Origin of the sequence: Methylobacterium dankookense (assembly GCF_902141855.1) — a bacterium.
Lineage (GTDB): Bacteria > Pseudomonadota > Alphaproteobacteria > Rhizobiales > Beijerinckiaceae > Methylobacterium > Methylobacterium dankookense.
The window spans coordinates 25825-49136 of sequence record NZ_CABFVH010000022.1; the positions used below are offsets into that span (position 1 = coordinate 25825).

General features: G+C 69.2%; 22 protein-coding genes. 12 read left to right on the forward strand and 10 right to left on the reverse strand.

What is annotated here, in order from left to right; genetic code table 11:
* Positions 1 to 309 precede the first annotated feature (309 nt).
* From MTDSW087_RS16720 to MTDSW087_RS16730, 3 genes are all read left to right on the forward strand, one after another.
* A complete protein-coding gene (locus MTDSW087_RS16720) occupies positions 310 to 738 on the forward strand; it encodes a hypothetical protein (RefSeq protein ID WP_144765847.1) in 429 nt (142 codons plus the stop codon).
* A 72-nt stretch (positions 739 to 810) separates the two neighbouring features.
* Positions 811 to 1095 (forward strand): BrnT family toxin, encoded by a 285-nt coding sequence (locus tag MTDSW087_RS16725; RefSeq protein ID WP_144765849.1) that lies wholly within the window; start codon positions 811 to 813, stop codon positions 1093 to 1095.
* Positions 1077 to 1463 (forward strand): helix-turn-helix domain-containing protein, encoded by a 387-nt coding sequence (locus MTDSW087_RS16730; RefSeq protein WP_144765851.1) that lies wholly within the window; start codon positions 1077 to 1079, stop codon positions 1461 to 1463. The genes MTDSW087_RS16725 and MTDSW087_RS16730 overlap by 19 nt, the downstream gene beginning before the upstream one ends.
* A 28-nt stretch (positions 1464 to 1491) precedes the next feature.
* Here the strand turns inward: MTDSW087_RS16730 and mobF are convergent, their stop codons facing one another.
* Together mobF and MTDSW087_RS16740 are read right to left on the reverse strand one after the other, a co-directional pair.
* Positions 1492 to 5340, reverse strand: a complete 3849-nt coding sequence (gene mobF, locus MTDSW087_RS16735; protein WP_144765853.1) for a MobF family relaxase — start codon at positions 5338 to 5340, stop codon at positions 1492 to 1494.
* Positions 5341 to 5361: 21 nt separating this feature from the next.
* Positions 5362 to 5661 carry a hypothetical protein gene (locus tag MTDSW087_RS16740; protein WP_144765855.1) on the reverse strand — a complete coding sequence of 100 codons (300 nt, stop codon included), beginning with the start codon at positions 5659 to 5661 and terminating at the stop codon, positions 5362 to 5364.
* Positions 5662 to 5935: 274 nt separating this feature from the next.
* Between MTDSW087_RS16740 and MTDSW087_RS16745 the strand changes: the two genes are divergently transcribed.
* From MTDSW087_RS16745 to MTDSW087_RS16760, 4 genes are all read left to right on the forward strand, one after another.
* Complete coding sequence (locus MTDSW087_RS16745; RefSeq protein ID WP_144765857.1) at positions 5936 to 6373, forward strand: hypothetical protein; 438 nt, start codon at positions 5936 to 5938, stop codon at positions 6371 to 6373.
* A 41-nt stretch (positions 6374 to 6414) separates the two neighbouring features.
* On the forward strand, positions 6415 to 7245 hold the full coding sequence (locus MTDSW087_RS16750; RefSeq protein ID WP_144765860.1) for a nucleotide-binding protein: 831 nt from the start codon (positions 6415 to 6417) through the stop codon (positions 7243 to 7245).
* Between the two features lie 38 nt (positions 7246 to 7283).
* Positions 7284 to 8087, forward strand: a complete 804-nt coding sequence (locus MTDSW087_RS16755; protein WP_144765861.1) for a hypothetical protein — start codon at positions 7284 to 7286, stop codon at positions 8085 to 8087.
* Positions 8088 to 8409: 322 nt separating this feature from the next.
* Positions 8410 to 8637, forward strand: coding sequence for a hypothetical protein (locus MTDSW087_RS16760; RefSeq protein ID WP_053608724.1), 228 nt, complete (start codon positions 8410 to 8412; stop codon positions 8635 to 8637).
* Positions 8638 to 8908: 271 nt separating this feature from the next.
* On the opposite strand, the gene MTDSW087_RS16765 is transcribed toward MTDSW087_RS16760, so the two are convergent.
* The gene (locus tag MTDSW087_RS16765) at positions 8909 to 10021 is read right to left on the reverse strand and encodes a nucleotidyltransferase family protein (protein WP_144765863.1); all 1113 of its coding nucleotides are present in this window, start codon (positions 10019 to 10021) and stop codon (positions 8909 to 8911) included.
* A 211-nt stretch (positions 10022 to 10232) separates the two neighbouring features.
* Positions 10233 to 11012 carry a SprT-like domain-containing protein gene (locus MTDSW087_RS16770; protein WP_078947006.1) on the reverse strand — a complete coding sequence of 260 codons (780 nt, stop codon included), beginning with the start codon at positions 11010 to 11012 and terminating at the stop codon, positions 10233 to 10235.
* A gap of 763 nt (positions 11013 to 11775) precedes the next feature.
* Here MTDSW087_RS16770 and istA point away from each other — a divergent pair.
* Complete coding sequence (istA, locus tag MTDSW087_RS16775; protein WP_144765865.1) at positions 11776 to 13296, forward strand: IS21 family transposase; 1521 nt, start codon at positions 11776 to 11778, stop codon at positions 13294 to 13296.
* Positions 13293 to 14066 carry an IS21-like element helper ATPase IstB gene (istB, locus tag MTDSW087_RS16780; protein WP_144765867.1) on the forward strand — a complete coding sequence of 258 codons (774 nt, stop codon included), beginning with the start codon at positions 13293 to 13295 and terminating at the stop codon, positions 14064 to 14066. The genes istA and istB overlap by 4 nt, the downstream gene beginning before the upstream one ends.
* Before the next feature lie 12 nt (positions 14067 to 14078).
* Here istB and MTDSW087_RS16785 read toward each other — a convergent pair.
* A protein-coding gene (locus tag MTDSW087_RS16785; RefSeq protein WP_144765868.1) for an IS630 family transposase occupies positions 14079 to 15034 on the reverse strand; the annotation gives its coding sequence in 2 pieces (ribosomal slippage) (positions 14079 to 14683 and positions 14683 to 15034; 957 coding nt in all).
* A 150-nt stretch (positions 15035 to 15184) separates the two neighbouring features.
* Here MTDSW087_RS16785 and MTDSW087_RS16790 point away from each other — a divergent pair.
* Complete coding sequence (locus MTDSW087_RS16790) at positions 15185 to 15814, forward strand: plasmid pRiA4b ORF-3 family protein (protein WP_144765874.1); 630 nt, start codon at positions 15185 to 15187, stop codon at positions 15812 to 15814.
* A gap of 101 nt (positions 15815 to 15915) precedes the next feature.
* Positions 15916 to 16146: a hypothetical protein gene (locus MTDSW087_RS16795; protein ID WP_053608431.1), complete on the forward strand. Its 231-nt coding sequence runs from the start codon at positions 15916 to 15918 to the stop codon at positions 16144 to 16146.
* Positions 16147 to 16875: 729 nt separating this feature from the next.
* Here the strand turns inward: MTDSW087_RS16795 and MTDSW087_RS16805 are convergent.
* The 5 genes from MTDSW087_RS16805 to MTDSW087_RS16825 all read right to left on the reverse strand — a co-directional run bounded on the left by MTDSW087_RS16805 (position 16876) and on the right by MTDSW087_RS16825 (position 21726).
* Positions 16876 to 17328, reverse strand: coding sequence for a heme utilization protein (locus tag MTDSW087_RS16805; protein ID WP_238178972.1), 453 nt, complete (start codon positions 17326 to 17328; stop codon positions 16876 to 16878).
* A gap of 669 nt (positions 17329 to 17997) precedes the next feature.
* A complete protein-coding gene (locus MTDSW087_RS16810; RefSeq protein ID WP_144765870.1) occupies positions 17998 to 18228 on the reverse strand; it encodes a hypothetical protein in 231 nt (76 codons plus the stop codon).
* 19 nt (positions 18229 to 18247) lie between these two features.
* Complete coding sequence (locus MTDSW087_RS16815; RefSeq protein ID WP_053608429.1) at positions 18248 to 19600, reverse strand: exodeoxyribonuclease VII large subunit; 1353 nt, start codon at positions 19598 to 19600, stop codon at positions 18248 to 18250.
* 101 nt (positions 19601 to 19701) lie between these two features.
* Positions 19702 to 20604 (reverse strand): hypothetical protein, encoded by a 903-nt coding sequence (locus MTDSW087_RS16820; RefSeq protein WP_142584640.1) that lies wholly within the window; start codon positions 20602 to 20604, stop codon positions 19702 to 19704.
* A gap of 303 nt (positions 20605 to 20907) precedes the next feature.
* A complete protein-coding gene (locus tag MTDSW087_RS16825) occupies positions 20908 to 21726 on the reverse strand; it encodes a helix-turn-helix domain-containing protein (protein WP_053608427.1) in 819 nt (272 codons plus the stop codon).
* A gap of 596 nt (positions 21727 to 22322) precedes the next feature.
* Between MTDSW087_RS16825 and MTDSW087_RS16830 the strand changes: the two genes are divergently transcribed.
* Positions 22323 to 22982, forward strand: coding sequence for a ParA family protein (locus MTDSW087_RS16830; RefSeq protein WP_053608426.1), 660 nt, complete (start codon positions 22323 to 22325; stop codon positions 22980 to 22982).
* Positions 22983 to 23312: the final 330 nt, after the last annotated feature.

The following is a 23312-nucleotide window of genomic DNA, read 5'->3' on the forward strand; positions in this document are numbered from 1 at the left end:
CTGCCCTCCTCGCGGTCCATGGCACACAAGCCGGCGCTTCCGCCCATTCTTCAGTCGCATATTGAAGCCTTGCAGGTACTTACGGAACCGTTCGTGTGTTGGCGCTGACCTGCCGAACGAGCCTTCAGGGCACCGAAAAGCCGCAGCCGGAAGAAGCCTACGGAGTAAGATCGCTCAGCACGGGGGCTCGTCGCCAAGGACGGCAGATCCTTCGGCAAAGGCGGACGGCATGACCGGCCTGAGAGGCTCTGCGCCGGCACGAGCGCCTGTGAACCTGGTTTTATAGCCAAGCTGTGGCAGAGTTGGCTCATGCCGATCCGGCCCGAGCATCGCTTCTTCTACCCCATCGACTGGCCGCAGCTCTCGGCGGTGATCCGCTTTCGGCGCGCTGGCGGTCGTTGCGAAACTTGCAAGCGCCCGCACGGGCGGATCGTATTCCATCTCGGGGATGGTCGCTGGTGGGATGATGAGGTCGGCGCCTGGCGCGACGGACGTGCCCGGGTTGTGCGCGTTACCGTCGGTGCCGACGATGTGCTTGGGCACGTGCGCCGCACACGGGTGGTGCTGGCGACCGCGCATCGCGACCACGACACCAGCAACAATGCGGGAACGAACCTCGCCGCGTTCTGCCAACGCTGCCATATGATCCACGATCGGCCCGAGCATCGCCGGCGGCGTTGGCTCACCCTGTTTCGGCGCAAGGCACTGGGAGACCTGTTTCGAGGACCCTACGCCTGAACGAACGCCCCAGTCAGACCTACGTCCTGAGAGGCAGTTTGACAGACTGCGCTTGAAGCGTACTTACCCCGCATGGATTTCGACTGGCATCAAGCCAAGAGCGACGCGTGCCGGCGCGAGCGGGGGTTCGATTTTGCCTACGCAGCGCGCATCTTCGCTGGTCCTGTGCTGGAGCAGGTGGACGACCGCCGGGACTATGGGGAGATGCGCATGCGGGCGCTCGGTGAGATCGACGGATCGCTCTACGTCGTCGTGTTCACCGACCACCTCGACAGGAATGGTGCATCGGTTCGCTGGATCGTCTCGGCCCGTCGGGCCCATCAGAAGGAGCGCCGAAAATGGTCAAGCGATCGCTAGAGAGCATCCTGGCTGCGGCTCCCAACCTGGATCGGGAGCGCCTCGAAGCGACGACGGAAGAGGAGATCCGGCGGCAGGCGCGCGAGGACGGTGAGGATCCGGACGCTTCTACGAATGGCTACATCCTGGTGCCCGCACCGGCGGATCTGCGTCGGTCGCTCGACATGACACAGGAGGCGTTCGCCGCTTTCCTGCGCGTGCCGATTGGGACGGTGAGAAACTGGGAGCAAGGGCGCACGCCACCCGATCCGGCCGCACGCGCGCTGCTGGCGCTCGTGGCGGCTGACCCGGCACACGCCATCGCAGTGCTCGGGAAACCGACCTCTAGCCCACCGGAGGGGCGAAGCCGTGCCCGACGGTTTGCTTGAATGCAAACGGGATGCAGATACCGGTGCTCTACCGTTCGTAGGACTCATGGGTCGAGCGTGCGAAGGAGAGCTGACGCTCCATTCCGCGATCCTGTCCGGTTCGCTCGCGGCGTTGCCGCTTGCGATCCTTCTCGTTCGAGATCGGATCAGCCGACACGTCATGAGTTCTGTCGGAAAATAGCTCCGGAAGCGTAGAACGGCGTACCGTCACCCGAGCCTCAGGCGTCTGCGCCTTGCGCAAGGCCGCGAGGACCCACGCTTCGAAAGCCTGGGCTTCCCCCTCGTCCGCTCGGGCGTCGATCGCGAGATGCACGTCTGCAGCTGGATACCGAGCGACGACGTGGGCGAGCGCGCTACCGGTCTCCGGGCCATCGCCGCCCAGGCCATAGATCAGGGCACGGTCCGGCTGCCCATCCTGCTGATACAGGCTCAAAGCCTCGGTCTGCGTTCGGGCCACGTAGATCCGCTTCGGTGAGCGTCGATCCCCCAGCTGGATCAACCCCGTCGTACCCTGCTGCCCCTTCTCCACCCCCTCACCGGTCCCATCGATCTGCTCGATCCCCGAGAGGCGGCCGCTCTGATCCCGGCGGGCGAACACGATCCGGCCTCGAGGATCGATCAGGACATCGGCGCGGAGCCGTTCCAGGGTCAGCGGCAGCAGACCCCGTATCGCGGTCGCGGCAATCCGGATCTCCCGCCTCAGACCCTGCCACAGGATCGCGGCGAGCTGGCCGATACGCCCATGCCGCCTCGGAGTATCTGAGGCGAACGGGAGCGCGCGACCTGCCCGGCTCGGCCGCGGGACCGGGTACGCTGCGGGGGCATTCAGGCGCTCCCCCATGCGCCGCCGCAAGGACTGGGCAGCCGGTGACGGTGTCCCCACAGAGGCCGGGGCGATCCCGGAGATCGCCTCCTTCCAAGACCCCGCGCGCTCCAGTCCCATCCTGCCGTCGCGCCGCAGGGGGATAGCGCGCACCTGGGCCGGCGCATCGCACCAGGTGCGCAGGTCGGCTCCAGCGAAGTCGGCGACGTTCGCCTTGCCGCCGCTGCGTGCGGCGTCCGACAAAAAGGCCTGCCGGATCTCGCTCTGGCCGATGGACGCGATCTTGGGGTGCGCAGCTTCCCGACCGCCCGGCAGGCCACGCTCCTCTGGCCGAACCCCGGAGCGTGCCGCCTCCAGCCGGTCCCGGATCCGCGCCGTGTCGACGTAGAGCCGCACGGTGCGCCGGTGCCGCGTCATTGCCACGTAGGTCGCCTCCGCGCCCGCGCCGCGCAGGTCGGCGACGTACGCCTCGTCCACCGTCACGCCTTGCGCCGCGTGCGTGGTCATGGCGTAGCTGTGCTGAAGCCGAGGCACCCGTGGCTCGCCCGGTTTTCGGGACCCGACTAACGCGCTCGACAGGGCGCTCAGCCGGACCCCGTTCTTCACTAGCCGCAGCGTCAGCACCGGGTCGGTCGGATCGCCGGAGATCGCCTCGACCCGCGCCAGGTCGGCGTTGCGGATCGTCTGGTCGCCGATCTTCACGCTCTCGCCGAATATCACCTCGTCCCCGACCGTCAGGGCCAACGCCTCGGCTCGGCCGCCGCCGCGCGGGATCGCGACAATCTCCACGTCCTCCCCCTCCGGCAGCAGCCCCTCACGCTTGAGCCGGGCGCGGATCCGCGCGTTGAGCTCGCGCACGTCCTTGTTCCAGCCGGTCAGCACCGCCCGCGTCCGCTCCGCCCCTTCGAGATCGAGGCGGCTGTCCACGTAGGCGTCGACCAGCGCCTGGATCGTGGCCTCGCGGTTCGCCCCCCAGTTGATCGCGCCGCCGCGATCGTAGGCCTCCAACGCGCTCGCGGTCCGGCCCGCGGCGAAGTCGATGCTGGCCGCCCGCATCCAGGCCCCCTCCGCCTCGCTGCGCCCGCGCTGCCGCTGGATCTCGTCCATCCGGCTCGTGCCCAGCGCCCTGACCAGAAGCCGCATCGGTGCGCCCGCCGGCACCGGGACGAGCTGGCGCGTGTCGCCGCTCAAGACCAGCTTGGCTCCGGCGACAGCCGTCGCCTCGACCAGGGCGGCGAGATCGCGCGTGCCGATCATCCCGGCCTCGTCGGCGATTACCACCGCCCGCGGCCCCAGCGCGATCTCACCCTTGTCGATCCGGTTGAGGAACCCGGTCACCGCCCGCGCCATCGCCTCGGCGGTGGCCGTATCATTGCGGATCACGTCGACCGCCTTCCAGCTCGGCGCGATCACCCAGACCTCGCCGTCGCAGGCCCGCACTGCCTCGGCGACGCTGGCCATCGCGTACGACTTGCCCGATCCGGCGCTACCCTCGACCACGCTCACCCCGTCGCGGTTGAGCGCGTGCCGGACCGCCGCCCGCTGCTCCGGGCGCAGGCTCGGGCGGTCCGCCAGGACTCGCGTCACCACCTCGGCCGGGACGAACGCCCGCTCGTCCTGCCTGGCGTAGGCCACGCGCAGCATGGTCTGCTCGACAGCTATCATCGCGGGCGTCGCGTAGACGGGCCGGCCCTCGGCCGAGCGCCCGACCTCCACCACCCTGCCGTCCTGGCGCATGCGCTCCACCTGCTCTAGGACGGCGTCCGCTCCGGCTTCGCATTGCAGCGCCTCGGCGGTCAGGCGGACGAGCTCGCGCCCCGCCAGCACCGCCTGCATCTCGAGGGTCGCGGCGAGGCCGGCCTCGGCCAGGCGCTGCAGCCGCTCAGCGGGCGCGCCAGCCCGCGTATCGCGGATCCCGTCCGCCGCGATCTGCACGCCCTCGAACAGCGCCGCGCGCGTCCAGCCGGATTGGACCAATTGCCGGTCCCACTCGGCTTCCAGGCTTGTCAGCGGCCTCTCCCGGTCCTTGGCCGCCCGCGTGTCGAAGGCGGCGGCCTGCGCTGCGACCCGGTCGTCGGCCGTGTCGAACCCCTGCTCCTGCGCCGCCCGCTCGATCGCCATGCGCCGCTTGGAGAACAGCTCCAGCACGGGCTCGGCCACGCCGGCGACTTCGAAGTTGCGCCCGCTCCTGACCGCCTCGCAGCCGAGCTCTGCCCTGAGACCCTCGGCCAGCTCGCTCCGGTACAAGGCCGCGATCCCGCCGGCGTTCAGCAGGATCTCGCGGTTGTCGAGGCCACCGGTCGTGCCGTCGGCCCGCACGCACAGGTTCAGCAGGACGGCGTGGCTGTGGAGGTGCGGATCCTGCGCCCGCGAGGTGAAGTGCCGGTACACCGCCGCGCTCACCCCGCCGGCCGGCGCCCGCTCCCGGCCCTGCGCCCCGGTGCGGGTCACGATCAGGCCGGCTTCGTGCGCGTAGTCGAGCGCCCGGCGCACCGCGCGGTCATGCGCCGCCAGGATCCGGGCGCGCTCCTCTGGTCCGGCGAACGCCGCCAGCACGCTCACGCTCTTGGGTGCGGCGAACTGGAGATCGTAGCCGACGCTGCGCCGGCCGTTGGCCGACGCGCGGACCAGGGGTTTCAGGCTTTGCGGGTTGCGGCCGGCCGCGAGGTCGCGCAGCACGCGCCCGTCGACCTCGGCCCCGTCCGGGCAGGACCGGAACGGATCGGCGGGATCGCTCGGGCTGGCTTTGGACCCGCGCGTCCACCACACGCCGTTGGCCTCGCCCGCGCCGTTATCCGTGTAGTAGGCGACTTGATCGCGGCCTTCCGTGTGGCCCCAGCGCAGCGTCGCCAACGCCCGGTCGAACGCCTCGGTGTAGGCCTCCTCGAAGGCGGCGGCGCCCTCCGAGGCGGTCCCGGCCGCCACTTTACGGGCGTACGCCGCGGCCGTGTCGTCGAGGGGGCTGTCGGGCGCGCTCAATCCGGCCTCACGCCGGATCTGGCGCGCCATCGACTCGTAGTACTCGACGCTCGTGATCCGCGTGCAGGTCATCATCGCCTGAGCACCCGCTCGCGTCTAGGCTTGGCTCGCATCGCCGCTCGCTCGGGCCTCTGCCCGGTACAGGTCGACGATGAAGTCGCTGATAACCTGGATCTGATCGCGCATCTCGGCCGCACTGACCCAGGCCTCGCGGGCGCTCGACGCCGCCGCATCCGCGAGCTCGGCCAGCCGCGCCACAGTCTCGGATGGGCCGAGCGCCGCGGTGAGCGCCTCCTCGACGAACAGGTACGGCTCGATCCCGCGCGCCCGGGCTGCCGCCGCCACAGCATCCCAAAGCGCCTCGTCCACGGACACACGGACGGGACGGCGGGCCATGGGTGGGCTCCTGACATTCAAGCTGTACGATCTGGCAACAGCTTAGCAGGAAGCTAGGCCGTCAAACAGCACCATCGGTGCGTGATGTGTCTGGATTTTGGGTCGTAGGGCCTGGGTTATCCACAGGGCGCCCGCGGCTATCGTGGCCGTAAGCTCGGACGTGGTATGATGCCGATCATTCAGGATGGTGGGTTTGAGCGGTTCGCAGATCCAGTCAGGCTCGGTGAGAGGCCTGACGGAGCGGACTGCGAGGATCGCGCGAGGAGTGATGGAGATGGGTGAGGCCGTCGAATCCGATCCCTACAGCGAGCTCCGCGCCTTCCTGCGCGAGGAGATCAAGCACGCCCCAAGCCGCAAGCCCACCGCCTACGAGGCGGTCAAGGCCGTGCTCCCGGAGATCAAGGAACTCAAGGCCAAGTGCAAGACCGACGCCGAGATCCGTGAACTCCTTGCCCGGATGGGCGTCAAGCTCAGCGTCGCCACGCTGCGGCAGTACGTCCAGACTGCCACGCGCGAGCTCGCCGGCCACAAGCCCGTGCGACGGCGCGGCAAGGCCAAGGCGAAGTCACCCGCTAAGACTTCGCAGGCGCCCACAGAACACCGGCCCGGTCCGCAGCCACGCTCCACCGCCGCGCGCGATCAGGTGCCGGCGCGCGGGCAGTCTCCCGCCTCGCCCGCCCTCGGGCACAGGATGAGCAACAAGGATCTTTAGGCCGCGGAAGGCAGGCCTGGACACCGGATCGGAAGGGCAGCATGGCAAGGGCACAACAGGCGCGCAAGGACACCGCCCCACAGCAGAAGCGGGCCGTCCTGGTCACTTCTGAGAAGGGCGGCGTCGGCAAGAGCGTGACCGCCCGCACCCTCGTAGAGTACCTGCGCGAGGGCGGCACGCGCGTGGCGGCCTACGACGCCGACGGCAGCGTCGGCGGCCTCGTCCGGGTTCTCGGGACCCGGGACGGGGCGGGCGAAGTCCTGGACGAGCAGGATCCGACCGTCGGCGTGGGTTACTACAACATCCGCGACGCCGCCGAGAGCCACACCCTGCTTAACTGCCTCGGAACGCAGGAGCCCCTGATCGTCCACGATCTCGCCGGCGGCAGCTTGGCCGACCTGACGCGCATCACCGACATGGGCGAGGGGCTCGACGACCTGCTGGCCGCCGTCGACGAGAATGGCTACCGGCTCGTCGTCCTGCATCTAATCTCGTCGGAGGTCGCCGCGACCCAATCGGTCGCCCGCTGGATCGAGCTGGTCGGCGACCGGGTCGATCATGTCGCCGTTCGCAACACCCGCTGGGGCAAGGCAGAGTCCGATTTCCCCTTCTGGCACGGCTACACCGACGGCGACGGTCAGGAACGGGGCGGCAAGGTCCGCAAACGTCTGCTCGAGGAACTCGGCGGCCTCGAGATCAGCCTTCCCGCCCTGCCGGCCGGCACGTTCGCCAAGGTCGACGCCGACGACCTGCCGTTCTCGACAGCCGCCTCCGCATCACGCCTGACCATCGTCGAGCGCTCGCACGTCGCACGATACCGGCGCGAGTCCGCGGCCGCCTTCGAGCTGCTGCGTTCCCTCCTCGGCCTCTGAGGCGAGGTCCAGCCCGCTGATCTTGACCCCGCCCCGCGATGCGTCCCGACGCCAAGCTCAATTTCGACCTGGCAGCCGAGGTCTTCGGCCTCGACCCGGCGCTCCGCGACCAGACGTGGCGGCGGATGATGGACCTCGGGGTCAATCCCGACGATCCCCTCTGGGTCTATCTCGCGGTCACGGGGCTGTTGGAGAAGGCGGCCCGGACCATCCCGGAGGCGATCGACGCGGTCCCCGAACGGGTCGAGCAGGCGGCCAGGCGCGCCGTCGGCCCGGTGGCCCAGGCCGCCAGCGCCCGGGTCGAGGCGGCCCACGCCACGCTCGCGGAAACGACCGGCGCGGCGGTCGCGGCGAGCGCGAGCGAGCATTTCAGGAGGATGGAGCGCACCGGAGCGCGCGAGGTCGGCCTTTGGGCGGCCGGGATCGTCCTGGCCAGCGGTGTCGTATGCGGCGGTGTCGGCTACAGGATCGGGCGGGCCGAGGCCACGAGCGTAGCCGCGCAGTGGTCGGCACTTGCCACGCGCGCGGACGGATCCGAGTGGCTCAAGTTGATCGCCGCCAACCCGGACATGCGCGAGCAGATGGTCAAGTCCTGCGGACCGCTGCAGCGCAAGACCGATCCGACGCAGAAGCGGCAGTACTGCGAGTTCCCGCTTTGGATCGAGGGCACCATGCCGCGGGTCGGGGGGTTCTGGGACGCATCGTACTTCGCCTTGCGGGACTGGCTGACGGACTGGGGACCAGCCTGGCTGATCATCGCAGCCGGGTTTGCTGCACTCGTGGGTCGCCGCGTGCTGCGGGTTGTCGTCACGTGGCAGCCCGTAGCCTGGCTGCTGAAGTGAGCCGAGACGCACGGCCGAACGGCCTCCGCTGCGAGTCGGGATCATTTCGCTTCGCCAGGCCGGTGGTGCGCTGGATTGTTCGTCCGATGCAGAACCGCCAACCGGCGCCAGCCGTGATCGCGCTGTCGTGATCGAGCCGGGAACAGACTGACCTGAGCGGACCCGTCGAAGGCTTGGTCGGCTCCCTTCGCGCGGATCCAGGCGCCGCGTTCGACAAGGCGCACGTGTGCATGGCCGCCCCTCGGATCAGGCGCGTCGGCATCTACCTGGGGCGCGGCACCTCGGGCATAGCGCCGTCCCTGCCCTCGACCGGAGCGCACCGATGACGCTCGCCGACCTCGACAAGCCCGCCGACCTCACCCTGTGGCCCGGCGACACGCCGGCTCACGTCGCCGCGACGTGCCGGTTCCCGACGCTGCGCGCGGCCCTGGCCGCCGCGGCCGAGGCGATCGACGCCGAGAACGCCGCGCCCTGGATCATCACGGACGCCGGCGACATCCTCGCGCCCAACTGGATCCGTGCCAACGCCGGATCGGGCTGCCTGCAATAACAGACCGTGAGCCAGCACTAAGCGGTGCCCCGTTTCCTACAGCACCGCCTCTCACACGGCCTCCCGGCCCGAGCTTATAGGCGACGTGCGAGGAACTAGCCGCTGCCCGCCGGTGTGCGTGTGTCCGCCTGCAACACTGCCGAGAGACGCGACGACCGCATGGCCATGGGTAGGACTGCTGTAGGCATCACTATCTTCGTATTGTTGTCGGGTCAGAATTTGATTTCCTCACTCTAGGCCGTCGTTAATCCCACCTGACCCAAATATTGGGCTAGAGACGTGGTTTACCAGACGCGTCGAAGCCGAATTCTTTCGGATCTTCGCCGATCTCCATCAGTCCATCGACGATTCCGGCCACAAGCCCGGTTCGGGCCTTGGTCGGGACGAACGTCAGTCCTTCGCGCAAGGCCTGCCGCCAAGCCGGACCTCGGCCCCACGCCTCAGCGTAAGCCGTGGCGAGGTCGCGCGCCCGCCGCGTCATGGCCAGGGCTTGCCCGAGAACGGCAGCCTGGAGAGCGTCCTTGTCGCGCTTCAGCCGCCCGAGCGGATCGTCCCGCCTGCGGCTCGCGACGATGAGTTTGTGGACGGCGAAGCGCTCGGGTGCCGGCACCACGACGTTGACCCCACCGCCGTACAGGAGCACCGCTCGGACCGGCTCGTGGATCAGGAAGTCTAAAAAACGAAGTGGGTGGGCCGCGGCCCCGCCCAGCGCGGGCATGCCGGCTGGCTTGCCGTCGTGGTCGGCGCTTCCGCGGTTCGGCGTCAGGAACTCGACCTCGTAGCCCTTCGCGTTCCGGAACTTGGTCGAGCGCCGCCCGTCAGCCTGATGCGGGAGATCGCGAAAGGTCGCGTCGACCGAGCGCAGGACGTCGAGCATCGGCGGCAGGCTGTCGTCGACCGCGGCCGACACGGAGTGGAACTGCGCGAAGTCGGCGTCGCCGGTCTGCAGGGCGGCGTTCGGCAGCCGCACGCCGAGGATGCCCGGGTAGCACTGGAAGGCGACGGTTCCGACCAGAACACCGCGAAGACGGAACAGGCCGGCCTCCGAGAGCGCGCGCACCACGTCGCCCGAGAACCGCTCGGGCGCCGGCAATCCCGCTTCCCGGACGAGGGTCGAGACCAGCTTACGCCGGGCTTTGAGGTCGCCTTTGATCGTTTGGAAGCGCTCGACGCAGTCCGTGACCTGCGCGTCGTGCTTGGGACCGACGTAGCGGCGCTTGACGCCGTCCGGTCCGGGCAAGTCGAAGTACCAGTAGGCGCGGCCATTGACCGGCACGGTCACGAAGCGGCCCGCGATCGGGAAGTCGGCTTCGAACGCGCCATCGAGGCTGCGCTGGCACAGCTCGGCGTAGAGCGTCCGATACGCCAAGTCGATTTCTCTCATCCCCGCCACCCCGCTATAATCTTTTAGCGAAAGATTTATAGCACGTTCGGCGACGAAGGATGCGCCCTGTTATAACTTAATTGTGAAAACATTATAACAGAGCGCGGTAGCAGACCGAGGCCGATCCTACGCTCTCGGCTTCACCGGCCGAGACCGAAGCGCGACGTTGCGACGAGCGTAGGGTTACGACCATTCCCACAGTTTCTTGATCTCATCGCTGTCCCTGGCCTTGCATCGGCTGACGGCAGGCCCCGCAGACGAGCGGAGTTTCCGGCTTTGCCCAGGCATTCGCATTGCAAGCTGGACAGGTGTACTTCGTCTTGCTGGCCGCCTTCTTCTCCCGCGTCTCACGATCGGTCTCATTCCCCAACTCGACGAAGGGCACCATGTTCGTCCGCGCAGCGAGCAAGTCGGCGCAGGCGCGCGCGAAGCGCCCCCCCTCCTCGATGAAGTGGCTGACGCGCTGACCCGTCTCCTTGCCGCCCGGCTCGCCCGTGTCGGACGGGATCAGCCCCACGGCCCGCATCATCCGCGCCCACTCCGTGTTGTGGTACCTGCCCCGGGACGGCGTGCCGAAATGCGCCTGCTCCAGGTGGACCATCTCGTGCACGAGCGTCGAGAGGATCTCCTCGGTGGTGCGCTCGGCGAAATGGCTCGGGTTGAGCGCGATCTCATCGGTAATCGCCGTGCCGTCGCGGGTGGTGAAGCGCCGGCCGGAGAAGTAGCCGTAGGCCTGCTTCCTGCGCTGCAGGGTGAGGAGACAAGGTGGTAACTGGCCCGAGAATAGCCGCGCGTTGAAGAACGCGTAGGCGTCGATCAGCGCGGAATAGGTCCGAGCGGTCGGGTCGGTTGGATCGTACGAAACAAAAACTGCCGGTTCGTTCTGGATCGTCGGCCGGTCGTTCGTACCGCGCACGCCGTCACCGCCCAGCGACGGATCGCCATTTAACGTGGGATCGGGACGAGTATTTTCATCTTCAGGTTGTGACACAGCGCCGCCTCGTCGAAAGACGAGTCCGGTTCACGCCAGCCACGTAGGGCCCCGGGTCTCACAGCGCCTGAAGAAAGCATCCCTCAGCGACCGGTATGACCCGATCGACTGGCTCATCCGCATGACGTCCACGAACGGGACTGTCGGATGCCGGGGGCAAAGGACCGGTCGGACGGTTCTCCGGGTCGAGGCTCGACCCGGAGAACCGTCCGCCGCGCCAGCACAGGCCGACCCGGAGGATGAACGCCGCAGAGCAGCGCGAACTTCTCGAGCTGCCGATCTCAGGACAGCGGCAGCCCACAGCCCCAGCGCGTTCGTCGCCTGGGCCTTTCTCTGCTGCCACAGACCGCCAGGAGGGTCCAAGCCGTCGGTGCCGGTCGAGGCCTCGTCGGCGAAGGTTATCCACCGGCAAGACGGCCGGGCGCTCTGTGCGCGGTGGTGTCGGGGTTTGGACCGGCGGCCACGCATCGGGACCGGGCCCGCCCGGCCCCGCGTCGCCCCACGCAGAGGGCTCACCCGCGGGCGCTCTCCTGTTCCAGCACCGCGGGTGTACCGGGCGCGGGATGACCTGGAGCCGATCGCCCGGATCGCGGGGTCCTGACTTGGCTCGAGATGCGCGACGAGAGGACGCTCGACCCGAGCCCGCCGCGCGGCTATGGCCCGGCTGTGTGACGCCAACTACGATTGCCGCCTGACGACGATTGGGATGGCCGGTTCGACGTGAGGGCGCGCAGCCTTCCCCCGCGATCACGGGGGAAGGCTGATGCCGGGCTTGCACGTCACCGACCGACAGGTCCGGCGCTTCATGACCTCACGACGGGAAGGCCACACGCAGGCTGTCGCGGCAGCCCAGGCCGGCTTCAGCGAGCGCACCGGGCGGCGCATCGAGGCCGGTCCGACCCTGCCGAGCCAGAAGCCCCCACGCACCTATCGCACCCGCGCCGATCCCTTCGCCGATGTCTGGCGGGAGGAACTCGTGCCTCTTCTGGAAGCCGTGCCCCACATCCGGGCCACCAGCCTGCTCGAAGAACTCGACCGCCGCCATCCCGGGCGCTTCGGCGAGGGCGTGCTGCGCTCCCTGCAGCGGCGTGTCGCCCACTGGCGCGCCACCGAGGGGCCCGAGCGCGAGCTGATCTTCCGCCAGGAACATCCGCCCGGGCGACAGGCGCTCTCAGACTTCACCGACGGATCCAAGCTCGGCGTCACCTTGGCGGGCCGTCCCTTCCCGCATCTGCTCTACCACTTCTGGCTCGCCTACTCGGGCTGGCGTTCGCTCAAGGCGATCTGCGGCGGGGAGAGCTTCACCGCGCTCACCGAAGGTCTGCAGGATGCCCTCTGGCAGCTCGGCGGCGTGCCCCGCGAGCACCGCACCGATCGGCTCTCGGCCGCCTACCGCAACCTCGCCACCCGCGACGACGAAGCCGAGGCCTACGCCGCCTTCTGCCGGCACTACGGCCTGGAGCCGACCCGCAACAATGCCGGTCTCGCCCACGAGAACGGATCGGTGGAGGCGGCTCACGGTCATCTCAAGCTCGGCCTGAGCGAGGCGCTGGAGTTGCGCGGCTCGAAGGACTTCGCCGATCTGGCCGCCTATCAGGCGTTCCTGCAGGACTACGCTTTGCGCAGGAACGCCGCCGTGCGCGACGCCCTGGCGGTGGAGCGCACCGCCCTCGCGCCGCTGCCCACCTACCGCACCAGCGACTACAGCGTCGCCAGCGCGGGCGTGACGCGCTTCGGCACCATCTCGGTGCGCAACGTCCTCTACACCGTCCCCTCGCGCCTCGTGGGCTGCCGCCTCACGGTGCACGTCTACGACGACCGCCTCGTCTGCCACCTGGGGCTCACCCCCGTGCTGACGCTGGCGCGCCGGCACTTCAAGCGCGGCGGCCCGCTCCTGCGCGTCGTCGACTATCGTCACCTCGTCCACGCCCTCGTGAGGAAGCCGCAGGCCTTCCGGCACCCGGTGTTCCGCGAGGACCTGTTCCCCCGCACGGCCTTCCGACGGGCCTGGGACGTCCTCGACGCCGGCCTCGACCTGCGTCAGGCCTGCCGCGTCTACGTCGGGCTCCTGCACCTGGCTGCTACCCACGCCTGCGAGGGCCAGCTCGCCGACCACCTCGATGCCGTCATCGATGCCGGTCGCCTGCCCGATCTCGATACGGCGCGCGCCGCCGTCGCACCGCGCGCGTCGAGCACGCCGCTCGTGCACGTCAGCGCGCCGGATCCGACCGCCTACGACCGCCTGCTGCCCTCCCTCAGCGTCACCCCGGATCCCACGCCATGACCAAGACCGACGCCGCCAAGCTGCCGGTGATGCTCACCAGCCTGCGCCTGCCGACCATCGCCCGCCTCTGGCAGGACCTCGGGGCCCGCGCCGACCGCGAGGGCTGGGGCGCGGCCCGCTACCTCGCCACCCTGTGCGAGCACGAAGTCCAGGAGCGTCACACCCGCCGCATCGCTCGCCATCTCGCCGAGGCGGACCTGCCCACCGGCAAGACGCTGCAGAGCTTCGAGTTCGCCTCCGTGCCGAGCCTGCGCAAGGCCCATGTGCTCGCGCTCGCCGGCGGCGATGCCTGGCTCGATCAGGGGGCCAACATCCTGCTGTTTGGCCCCTCCGGCACCGGCAAGTCTCATCTGGCCGCCGCCATCGGAACGGCGCTCGTCGAGAACGGCCACCGCGTCCTGTTCACCCGCACCACCGACCTCGTCCAGAGGCTGCAGGCGGCCCGGCGTGACCTCGCCCTGCCCGGCCTTCTGGCCAAGCTCGACCGCTACGACTGCCTGATCCTCGACGATCTCGGCTACGTGCGGAAGGATCAGGCGGAGACCAGCGTGCTGTTCGAACTCATCGCCGAGCGCTACGAGCGGCGCTCGCTGATCGCCACCTGCAATCAGCCCTTCAGCGCATGGGATCAGATCTTCCCCGACCCAGCCATGACCGTGGCGGCCATCGATCGGCTCGTCCACCATGCCACCATCCTGGAACTCAACACCGAGAGCTACCGTCGTCGCGCAGCAACCAGAGCCGGGGCAGAGGCCTCGACAGCGGCCTAGAGCTGTTGCCGTTTAGGTTGGGTCATAAGCGTCGTATCCGGCGGCGGTGATGTAGTTACGGCATTCAGCTGGGGTGAAGGCTGCGAAGGCCCGGGCGATGGCCGCCCAAAGGTCTGGGACGGTTCGGGCCGCGGCGGTGCGCAGCAGCGCCTTAAGCTTTGAGAAGGCCTGCTCGATCGGGTTGAAGTCGGGCGAGTAGGCCGGGAGGTAAAGGAGCCGCGCGCCGGCCGCCTCGATGGCTTCGCGCACGCCGACGACTTTGTGGGATTGCAGGTTGTCGAGGATGACGGTGTCGCCGGGCTTCAGCACTGGGACCAGGATGTCGGTGACGTAGGCGCGGAAGCGCGCGCCGTTGGTGGCCCCGTCGAACAGGGTGGTGGCGACCAAGCCGCTGGTACGCAGGGCGGCGGTGACGGTGGTGGTCTTGTAATGGCCCTGAGGCACGAGGAGCCGGCAGCGTTCGCCGCGTGGAGCCCGACCGTAGGTGCGGGCCATGTTCGTGGCGGTCGCCGTCTCGTCGAGGAAGACGACAGCATCGGGGTCGAGGTCGAGTTGGCTCTCGAACCACGCCTCCCGTGCGGCTCTCACGTCCGAACGCTCCTGCTCGGCCGCGTAGACAGCCCCTTTTTACGGGTGATCCGATGCCGGGCGAAGAACCGCCACAGCCCGCTGACGCTCGTGCGGACCCCCTGTTCGGCCAGGAGATCACGCACCTCGTGCAGGAAGGCCTGCGGCCGCTCCCGATCGATCTGAAGGATCCGCTCAGCGTGCGCTTCGATGGCCGGTGCGGGTCGCTGCCCGCACGAGGGCCGGGGTGCGATCGCGCCCTCCGCCTGGAAGCGTTCATGCCAGCGGATCGCGCTGGATGGGCCGATACCGAAGCGCCGAGCTGCTTGTCGGCGCGAAGCTCCCGCTTCGATCGCCGCGATCACGCGTTCTCGCAGATCCACCGATAGCGCTGACGGCATCCCGACCTCCTCGGAAAGCCCAACAGCGAATCAGATCCGCAGACTGCCCGCTACCCCCAACGATTCAACCCAGCCGGACACGGCTCTAATCGTCGCCGGGGCCCGGGATAGTTGACGCCGCCTCCGAGCCTGTCTGCTCTGGGGGCCATGATGTTCGAGCCTCCCAATGCCTTGCAGATCCACGTGGCGATCGACGGGATCGAGCCCGCGGTCTGGCGTCGCCTCGTGGTCCCGTACACGTGGCATCTGGGCGAGCTGCACCTGGCCATCCAGGCGGCCTTCAACTGGTGGAACTCCCATCTGCACGAGTTCCGGATCGGCGGCCTGCGCTACGGCGATCCCGATGCGGATGAGTGGGGCAGCGCCGATGATCCGCGCGTGTTCGACGAGCGCGAGGTGCGCCTGCTCGACTTCGATCGCGAGCCTGGGCTGGGCTTCACCTATCTCTACGACTTCGGCGACGACTGGTACCACACCGTCACGCTGGAACGGCCCCTGGTCCTCGAAGCACGGCCGCGCCACGCCACCTGTCTCGACGGAGCCCGGGCCCGGCCGCCGGAGGACGTCGGCGGGCTCGGTGGCTACGCGAACTTCCTGGCCATCATGGCCGATGCTGACGACCCCGAGCATGCCGAGATCCGTCGCTGGTGCGGCGGCCACTTCGATCCCGACTGGTTCGATCGCGCCGTCGTCGACAAGGACCTGAAGAGCGCCCTCAAACCCAATGTCCGCCGACGCCTGCACCAGCCCAAACCGATACGTCCCGAGCGGCCATCGTAATCGACGCTCTCAGGACATCGAAATTGTCGTTGCACACCCGGCAGACGCGCTGGCGCTGCCGCCCTCCGGGCGACCGCCATCGCCGTGCGTGAGCTACGCTCGTGAGCAGACCCAATACCGCGCAGATCCGCCTGCTCGCGTACTTGGCGCAGGCGCCGGGTGCGGGGTTCGTCGCGGTGAACCAGGTCGACCGGGCCCGGGCGGTTCGCGCGGGCGACGAGCTGTTCCTGCCCTCGCTCGTGGCGCGGGGTTGGGCCGAGATGGACGCGCGACGCACCGGCTACGCGCGCATCACCGATGCCGGACGCTCGGCTCTGGCTGACCTAGACTGAGGGCAACGGGAGGGCGACGGAGGCTTCGGGAGCGGAACGGAGGATCACAGGCCGGCGGATCCGCAGCGCTCGCCTCGCGCTCGGCTGGGCGTTGCAAGGGCTCGCGAGCGGGGCGAAGCTACTGCCGAGCGTCGTGGACCGGGCCGAGCGCTGCCCCGGTGAGCCGGTGATCACGCAGCTGAACGCCCTGATGCGGGCCCGGCGCACCGCCGCGGTACCGATCGCAGCCAGAATACCCGGTGAGCCGCACCCCATAATCAGACAGGGGCCGCACCTGCCGTTTCGCGGGCTCGCCCGCGGACGTTACCGTGCAGGAGCGGTCGTGCTCGTGCCCATACCGACGCCTGGGTGGGAGGTTCCGGTACCGGGCACTGTTGCGGCGCCAGCTGTACCCATGGTCGAACCGGTGGCTGAGCCAGTCGTCCGCTCGTTCATCTTCTCGCTGTTGCTCTTGACGGAGCCCGGGTTGTTCATATTGCCCGTAGCGCTGCCTCCGCCGGCCGGCTGCTGAGCGTAGGCTGTGCCGGTCAGAGCGACCGCGAGAGCGACCGCGAGGCCGCAAGTTTTGAGGCGCATAGGCGTTTCCTCAACTATCCCGTGTTCGGGTTCGAATGCAAACGCCGGCTGCGCTGCCTTTGTTCAGTAGAAAGTGACGCCTGCGGCTGGGGATATGGGCGCTGCGCCCTTACTTCGGCGAACAGCTGGTGAGCCGCATCCACACGAAACCCGCTATCCAGCGCGCTGGGCGCTCCAACGGCCGGTGCAGGTGACCAGTCCGCCGGACGTGTGCCACGTACCGTTGCCGCTGCCCCTGACGTCCAGGCTGCCGGAGATCGGGACCCTGTTGGCCCCGCTGGTAATCGTGGCCTGCACGGATCCGGTCGACGACACGCCGCCGTCGATCTCGACCTCTCGGCCCGGGACCGAGGCGTCACTGTCCTTGATCCGGACTTGGTAGCGCGTGCGCGTCGCGCAGGGCCTTTGAGCCGTGATGGCGATGATGGTCCAGGATCCGTCGTACCGGTTCGGCACGCGCACCATCCTCGCCGCGGCACCGGCTGGATGGAGAGCGCCAGTCAGGAGGACGGCCGCGAAGATCGAGGTGGGGATACGCGCCACAGACAGCTCCGGGAGATTTCGGCAGCCGAACTTGACCGGCCGCTCACAGAACGGCCCGTCCACCGACACGGTTTCCCGGATCCGCGCGCGCTCCCGGCCGTGAAGGGTGTTGCGTGCGTCATGGCTCTCGGCTGCGTCGTACCGGTCCTCCCGGGGTTCGCGCCAGTGGCCACGCGCCAGGGCCGGATCTGCCCGGTCCGGTCCCCCTATCGCCGGACGGCGGCATTGGCGGTTGGTTCAGTCCGCCGCGAGACTTCGCGGGCGCGGCAGCTTGCGTGGAGCGGCCCGGGGCGCAGCGTGAGGAATCGAGAGCGCCTTCCCCGTTCCAACTGAGCTTGCAGTCTGACGCCTGTATGCGGCCCGACTTTGACTAAGCCCAACGGGGTCGAAGCGCATCGCGGGCGGAGGCCGCCCGACGGGTCTGGGCTCTCGTAGCGTCCACTGAACGCGCGACCCGAAGGCTGCCGGAATGGCGAACGGGCCGCTCCACCTGAATGAGGACAGCCCGTCGCCGAGACTCAACATCGGAGCACGATGTCAACGCGTGCCTCAGGGAAACTGCAGACCGCAGCGCCGGTTCCCACCCACGCCGCCGACGCTACGTGGCATCGACAGATTGCGGGCCCGTCGAGCGCACGCGTGCGGAGTGATGCCGAGCGATGGTGGCCCGTGGCGGGAGCCGCGCAAGGGCCGAGAGCTGTGTGTGTCGGCCGGGGACCTCGGATCCACCGTTCAGGCGGCGCTGGCCGGCCGGGCGTTGCCGCGCAGGCAGGCGACGGCCTCGCGGATCTCGACGGCGTGATCGACGAGCCTCCGCTTCAATCGATGGGCCTCGGCCACGGTGTCCGGCAAGCGCCTGAGCCGGTCCTCCAGGTCGCCCGTGCGCAGACCGCGCGCGAGCTCGTCCAGGCGCGCCAGCATCTCGGTGAAAGAAAGTTCAGGCTGGTGGGTCTCTGGGGTCATGGTGTGATCTCCGTACGGTTCAGTGGGTGGTGCTCGGGTCGTGGGATGCGACGACCGCGACGGTGAGGCTGCGCCCGTCCGCGAACGTCAGGGTGAGTGGCCCAACCGCGGCCTCCGGGCCGAAGATCGGTCCGCCGGCGGCGTCGCTGAGCCGGACGAGGCCCTCCGGCCAAGGGGCCGACTGGTCCGGTGCGGCGCGCGCGGCCCGATCCGGGATAGCCAGCAGGGTCAGGGTCTGTTCCAAGCCGCACTCGATCGCACGCGCGGTCGACTCCGCCCGCCGCTTCGCCGCTTCGAGACAGGCCTCGGCCGCGTCCGCGACCGCCTCGCAGCCGGCGATGCCTAACCGGTGCACGGATCGCTCGAACTCATCCAACGCCGCCTGCAGCTCGGTCCAGGTGGCCTCGGCGCGTGCGGCCGAGCCGTCCAGCAGGGTGAGAACGAGATGGCGCGCCTCCGAGGGCGTCGGCAGGCTCGCCCAGGCGACGATGTCGGCGATGGTTGCAGCGTCGGTGCGGTGCCCGACCGCAGCCACCACCGGCACGGTGAGCGTGGTGATCGCCGCCGCGACCTCGCGGGCGCCGAGCGCGCCGGCCGGGCTGCCACCGCCGCGCACCAGCAGCACCAGGCCGCGATCCTCGCGGCCCCGGTGCAGGGCGGCGGCCTCGTCCAGGCGTCGTATCAGGGCAGGCACCGCCCCGGGCCCGTCAAACCGGCATTCCAGGTCGTCGACCTGCAGGATACCGGCGGCCGCCAGGGCTTGCAGCGTCGCGGCGACGTCGTCCCAACCCTGGCCTGGCGGGTGCAGCACGCTGACGCGCTCGAGGTGGGCCGGGCTCGACAGCCGGCGCTGCGCCTCGAGCAGACCCGCCCGCCTCAGACCATCGAGGATGCGGGCGCGCTCCAGTTCGGCCTCGGACACCCGCCGCGCCGGCTCGATCGCACTGACGTTGAGCCGCAGCCGGGCGTCCGACAGCCAGGAGGCCGTGCAGGTCAGCGTGATGTCCCGATGTTCGAGCTCCGTTGGATCGAACGGCCGCTCGAGCGCGGCGGCGATCGCGTCGCGAGCGTCCGCACCGATGCGGGCGTTCAGGACCGGCGCGTTGCTGCCGAGGAAGCCATGCGTTGGCCGAAGCTCGAGATCGTGGCTGCCGTGCCACCGGGGCAGCACTCGGGTGACGGTGGCGCAGACGCGAAACCGCCGCGGCAGCCCGGTGCGCACGGCGCTGCCGGCGCGGGCCCAGAGCTCGTGCAGATCGAGGACCGGCCCTTCCGGGTCCGGTGGCGGCGCGCGGCCGGACCGGGACCGCTCGGGTGGTGGCTCGCTCTCGAGTGTGGCCGGCGGGGCGCGGCGGAATTCGTGGATACGCATAGGGGTTCGAGGTTCGGATCTTTGAGGAAGAGGGACCGGGACAGGGGTGAGCCGTCCCGGGGCCGGCCCGGGCGCGACACGCGTCCGGGCCGCGCGGAGGATCAGAACGGCGCGTCCGAGGGCCACGCCTCAATGCCGGGGGCCATGCGGGGGCGGGTGAGCACCTCCTCGATCCGGTCGAGCCGGGGCCGGTCGGCCCGGGTGAGCTCGCCGCGCAGCACCTCCTCGATCGCAGCCTGCACCGCGCCGGGGATCGGGGAAGAGCGCCAGGCGAGCGCGTCGACGAGCGTCGGCACCGGCCCGGCGAGCGTGATCAGCGCTCCGCCGAGATCGCATGCGGCCTCGACCACGCGCGGGTCGCTGAACGCCCGCCCGCCGGTCCGACGATCGCCGGTGACGACCAGCACCGCGTCCGCGCCGGTCCACTGGATGAACTCCGCCGCATCGCGCAGGGCCTGATGCACGGCATCGGCATCATCGAGGTCGACCGGCCGCACGGCGAGAGACACGATCCGGCATTCGTCCAGGTTCTGGAGCTGTAGCGCCAGGGCAGCCCAGCGCGGGCCGTCGTCCTCGGGTACCAGGGCGAAGAGCTGGCGCAGCCGTTCAGGGGCGCGACTCTGCCACCACCTGCCTTGCTCTTCCAGGGATCGACGGAGCTCCGCGTCGGCGGCGGCTTGGGCCGGCGTCGGCCAGTCGCTGGCGGAGATCACGAGGCGCGGCCCGAGCCGGGCGTCGTATTCGAGGTCGAAGCGGATCGGGATCGGCTCACCAGGCCGGATCCAGGACGGACCGAGGCCGATCAGGCCGAGCGCGGAAGCCAGGAGTTCCTGTCGGACGAAGACGTGTCCGTAGTTCGGCCGGCTCGGGTCCGGGCCTGACAGCGCGGCCCGGAGACCGGGCTTGTGCCGGTGCGGCAGGATCTCGAGCAGCGCTTCCAACCCCTCCTGTGAGGCTGGTGGGCGTGCGGGATCATGCGCGCCGGCGGGCACGGTGTTGGTCATTGTGAGGTTCCTCAGGTGCGAGGGGAGCGGAGCGAGCCCGAGCGGTCACCGCGGCGCGTCGGCGCCGGGTGACTGTCGTGTTCGTCTTTCCCGGGATTTTCGTCGGACGACCCGACGCCCCCTTCCTCCGTCCCTGCTAAGGCCGGCGCGCAGGCGAGCGGCCCACCTCCAGAATCTCAATTCCTCCCGTCCTCTGGGTCACACCCATGGACCGATCAGGCCCTCATCCGATGTCCGGACAGACTACGCCCCTCGAGCGCCCACCGAGCCGGTGCGTTCGTCAGATCGTCCGGCGTCAGACCCTCAGCGCATGGCTCGGCCCGTGCCACCACCCGCGCGGATTCGCGTCTGATCGGATCGATCGAGGTCGCCCGCTGCCCTCCGGCAGCATTTTGACGTTTCCGTTTTCCCCGGTTCTGACAGGGTTAGAACTCCAGTAGGCGTGCTGGTCACGCTTTTGACCCCTCCCCCTCGAAGTGTGGATGGTTCGGCCTGCCCTTCTCGCTTCGAGAGCGGATCGCCGTGCCGCGCCAGCCGGATCCAGGCGAGCCACTCGGCCGAAATGATGCGGGCTACGTTCGTATCGTTGCGGAAGCCCGTGATCTGGCGCTCCTCGACGGTCAGCAGCCCGAGCCGACGCGCCTCGCGGATCGCGTTCTTCACGGTGGAGCGGCACACACCTGCGACCGCAGCCATGTTCTCGATCGAAAGCCGACAGTCCTTCCGGCGCACGGTCTCGGCCGCCACGAGGGCGAGAACCGCCTGCTCGGCCAGTGTGAACCGGGCCGCGAGCCCCGGCGGAAGCCGCCCCGAGGCAGCCCAGCGGCGACGGCGCTCCATCGAGGCATCTGTGCGCGGGCGCGAGCCGACGGCCCTCCTAGCTGACGCTGCGCGATCTTGAGCGGGCGGGCTATCGCTTTTGTTAGAGGTAGCTGGCGCGGCCAGGGAAACCCGTCGGGACGCCGGCGCGTCGGTGCGTGCCTCGATCAGCCCGGACAGCGCCTCGGCCTCGGCCTCGGTGATCTTCCCTTCGCTATAGGCGCGCCAGAGCGCAGCCGTCACGGTCGGCAGCGCGGCTTGGGGGGCTATCTCCGCCTGTCGGCGGATCTCCTCAGCAAACATCGTCCTGGCCCTTCGCAGGGCCGCGGCAGAGCAAGGGATGCCCACTGTGTGGGTACCCTTTCCACAAAGCACGACTTCATCGTTGGCGGAATTGGCGTTCCGCCTTGACACCCGGGGGTGCCATGTGGCTTGTGAGGGATTGGAAACGGTCCTCACAGACCACTCGATTTCGCGGGCTCCTCGTTTGGCGACGGGGGGCCCGTAGTCGTTTCAGGGTCTCGTTTCCGCGGCGATCATCTCCTTCCCCGACTCACGACTCGACAGATCGAGCGTAACCGGGACCGCTCATGTCGTCCGGGCGACGCTGCTAAGTCAACGTCGCGGCCTGAACCGGTCCGTCGAAATCCTGTAACCCTGAGGGGCAGGTGGGCTTCAGGCCATCTACCCATTCGAACCTTCGCCCTGATGTCCATCAGGTCCATCGCCCATCAACCCACCCGCTCTTACGGGCTCAAGGGTTTATGGGTGCTCACCCCTGAGCCCAGAAGCCCAAAGGGGAGCTTGCCCATCGGGGCGCTAGGGTTAAGGGTTCGTTGACCATTTGGGCTTCAGCTCGCTTGGGCGCTGGGGAAGGCGCGCAACAGGGAGCTGGGGCAATGGCGGTCATATCCGTTTGCTCGACCAAGGGCGGCGTCGGGAAGACAACGCTCGTGATCTGTCTGGCGGACGCCTACGCGCGCCAGGGCGGTAGTGTCGCCATCATCGACGCGGATCCGAATGGGCATGTCGCCTCCTGGCGCGAGCGCGCCGGAGAAGACTGTCGCGTTGACGTCATCGCTGACGTGACCGAGAAGACGGTCCTCGACCGGATTTCCGACGCCGCCTCGCGCTACAGCCTCGTGTTCGTGGATCTCGAAGGCGCGGCCTCGCAGGCCGTCACGTATGCCATTGCCGAGAGCGACCTCGTGCTGATCCCGTCCAAGGTCTCGGGCATGGACCTGCAGGAGGTGTTCCGCACGTACGAGGTGGTGCAGCGCGCGGAGAAGATGCTGCGCCGGCCGATCCCCGCTCGAGTGGCTCTCACGCAGATGTCACCTCTGCAGAGCCGCGTGGCGCAGCACGCCCGGCAGGAGATCCAGTCCGCCAGCATTCCGGTCCTGCGTACCGAAGTCATCCAGCGGGCGGCCTATCAGTCAATCCACTTCACCGGCGCTACGCCCGCCCACCCGGACGGCGATCCCAAGGCCCTCCAGGAGGTTGCCGGCGCGCTGGGTGAGCTCCTCGAGGTCTTGGCAGTCCATCAGCAGGCGGCCTGAGCACGATGATAAAGCCCGCCTTCCAGCCCGCACCGCGCCCGCGACCCCGGATCTCGCCCGAGGATGCTCAGCAGCTCGCTGTGGCTACCAGCGACCTGGGCTTCACCCGGCCCTCGTCCGCGCCCGAGGCGCGGGTCGAGGAGCCGGTGCATCCAACAGCTGAGCCCATGCCTGCTGCAGCCTCAGCAGTCCCGATTGCCCAAGAACCCAAAGTCCCACTTGCCCCTGCTGCGCCTGCCAAGGGTACGGCCCTTAAATTCGAGGTGCCGGATACGGTGTGGACAGCGTTGCGCCAGGAAGCGCTAAACCGCCGGGTCACGGTAAAGTACC

Excerpts from the sequence above, each read along its gene's own strand:
- MTDSW087_RS16825 (WP_053608427.1), bottom strand. The coding sequence starts at position 21,726 with ATGTTTGCTGAGGAGATCCGCCGACAGGCGGAGATAGCCCCCCAAGCC.
- MTDSW087_RS16830 (WP_053608426.1), top strand. The coding sequence starts at position 22,323 with ATGGCGGTCATATCCGTTTGCTCGACCAAGGGCGGCGTCGGGAAGACA.
- istB (WP_144765867.1), top strand. The coding sequence starts at position 13,293 with ATGACCAAGACCGACGCCGCCAAGCTGCCGGTGATGCTCACCAGCCTG.
- MTDSW087_RS16745 (WP_144765857.1), top strand. The coding sequence starts at position 5,936 with ATGGGTGAGGCCGTCGAATCCGATCCCTACAGCGAGCTCCGCGCCTTC.
- MTDSW087_RS16730 (WP_144765851.1), top strand. The coding sequence starts at position 1,077 with ATGGTCAAGCGATCGCTAGAGAGCATCCTGGCTGCGGCTCCCAACCTG.
- MTDSW087_RS16790 (WP_144765874.1), top strand. The coding sequence starts at position 15,185 with ATGTTCGAGCCTCCCAATGCCTTGCAGATCCACGTGGCGATCGACGGG.
- MTDSW087_RS16815 (WP_053608429.1), bottom strand. The coding sequence starts at position 19,600 with ATGCGTATCCACGAATTCCGCCGCGCCCCGCCGGCCACACTCGAGAGC.
- MTDSW087_RS16820 (WP_142584640.1), bottom strand. The coding sequence starts at position 20,604 with ATGACCAACACCGTGCCCGCCGGCGCGCATGATCCCGCACGCCCACCA.
- MTDSW087_RS16810 (WP_144765870.1), bottom strand. The coding sequence starts at position 18,228 with ATGACCCCAGAGACCCACCAGCCTGAACTTTCTTTCACCGAGATGCTG.
- MTDSW087_RS16720 (WP_144765847.1), top strand. The coding sequence starts at position 310 with ATGCCGATCCGGCCCGAGCATCGCTTCTTCTACCCCATCGACTGGCCG.
- MTDSW087_RS16765 (WP_144765863.1), bottom strand. The coding sequence starts at position 10,021 with ATGAGAGAAATCGACTTGGCGTATCGGACGCTCTACGCCGAGCTGTGC.
- MTDSW087_RS16755 (WP_144765861.1), top strand. The coding sequence starts at position 7,284 with ATGCGTCCCGACGCCAAGCTCAATTTCGACCTGGCAGCCGAGGTCTTC.
- istA (WP_144765865.1), top strand. The coding sequence starts at position 11,776 with ATGCCGGGCTTGCACGTCACCGACCGACAGGTCCGGCGCTTCATGACC.
- MTDSW087_RS16750 (WP_144765860.1), top strand. The coding sequence starts at position 6,415 with ATGGCAAGGGCACAACAGGCGCGCAAGGACACCGCCCCACAGCAGAAG.
- MTDSW087_RS16760 (WP_053608724.1), top strand. The coding sequence starts at position 8,410 with ATGACGCTCGCCGACCTCGACAAGCCCGCCGACCTCACCCTGTGGCCC.
- mobF (WP_144765853.1), bottom strand. The coding sequence starts at position 5,340 with ATGATGACCTGCACGCGGATCACGAGCGTCGAGTACTACGAGTCGATG.
- MTDSW087_RS16725 (WP_144765849.1), top strand. The coding sequence starts at position 811 with ATGGATTTCGACTGGCATCAAGCCAAGAGCGACGCGTGCCGGCGCGAG.
- MTDSW087_RS16740 (WP_144765855.1), bottom strand. The coding sequence starts at position 5,661 with ATGGCCCGCCGTCCCGTCCGTGTGTCCGTGGACGAGGCGCTTTGGGAT.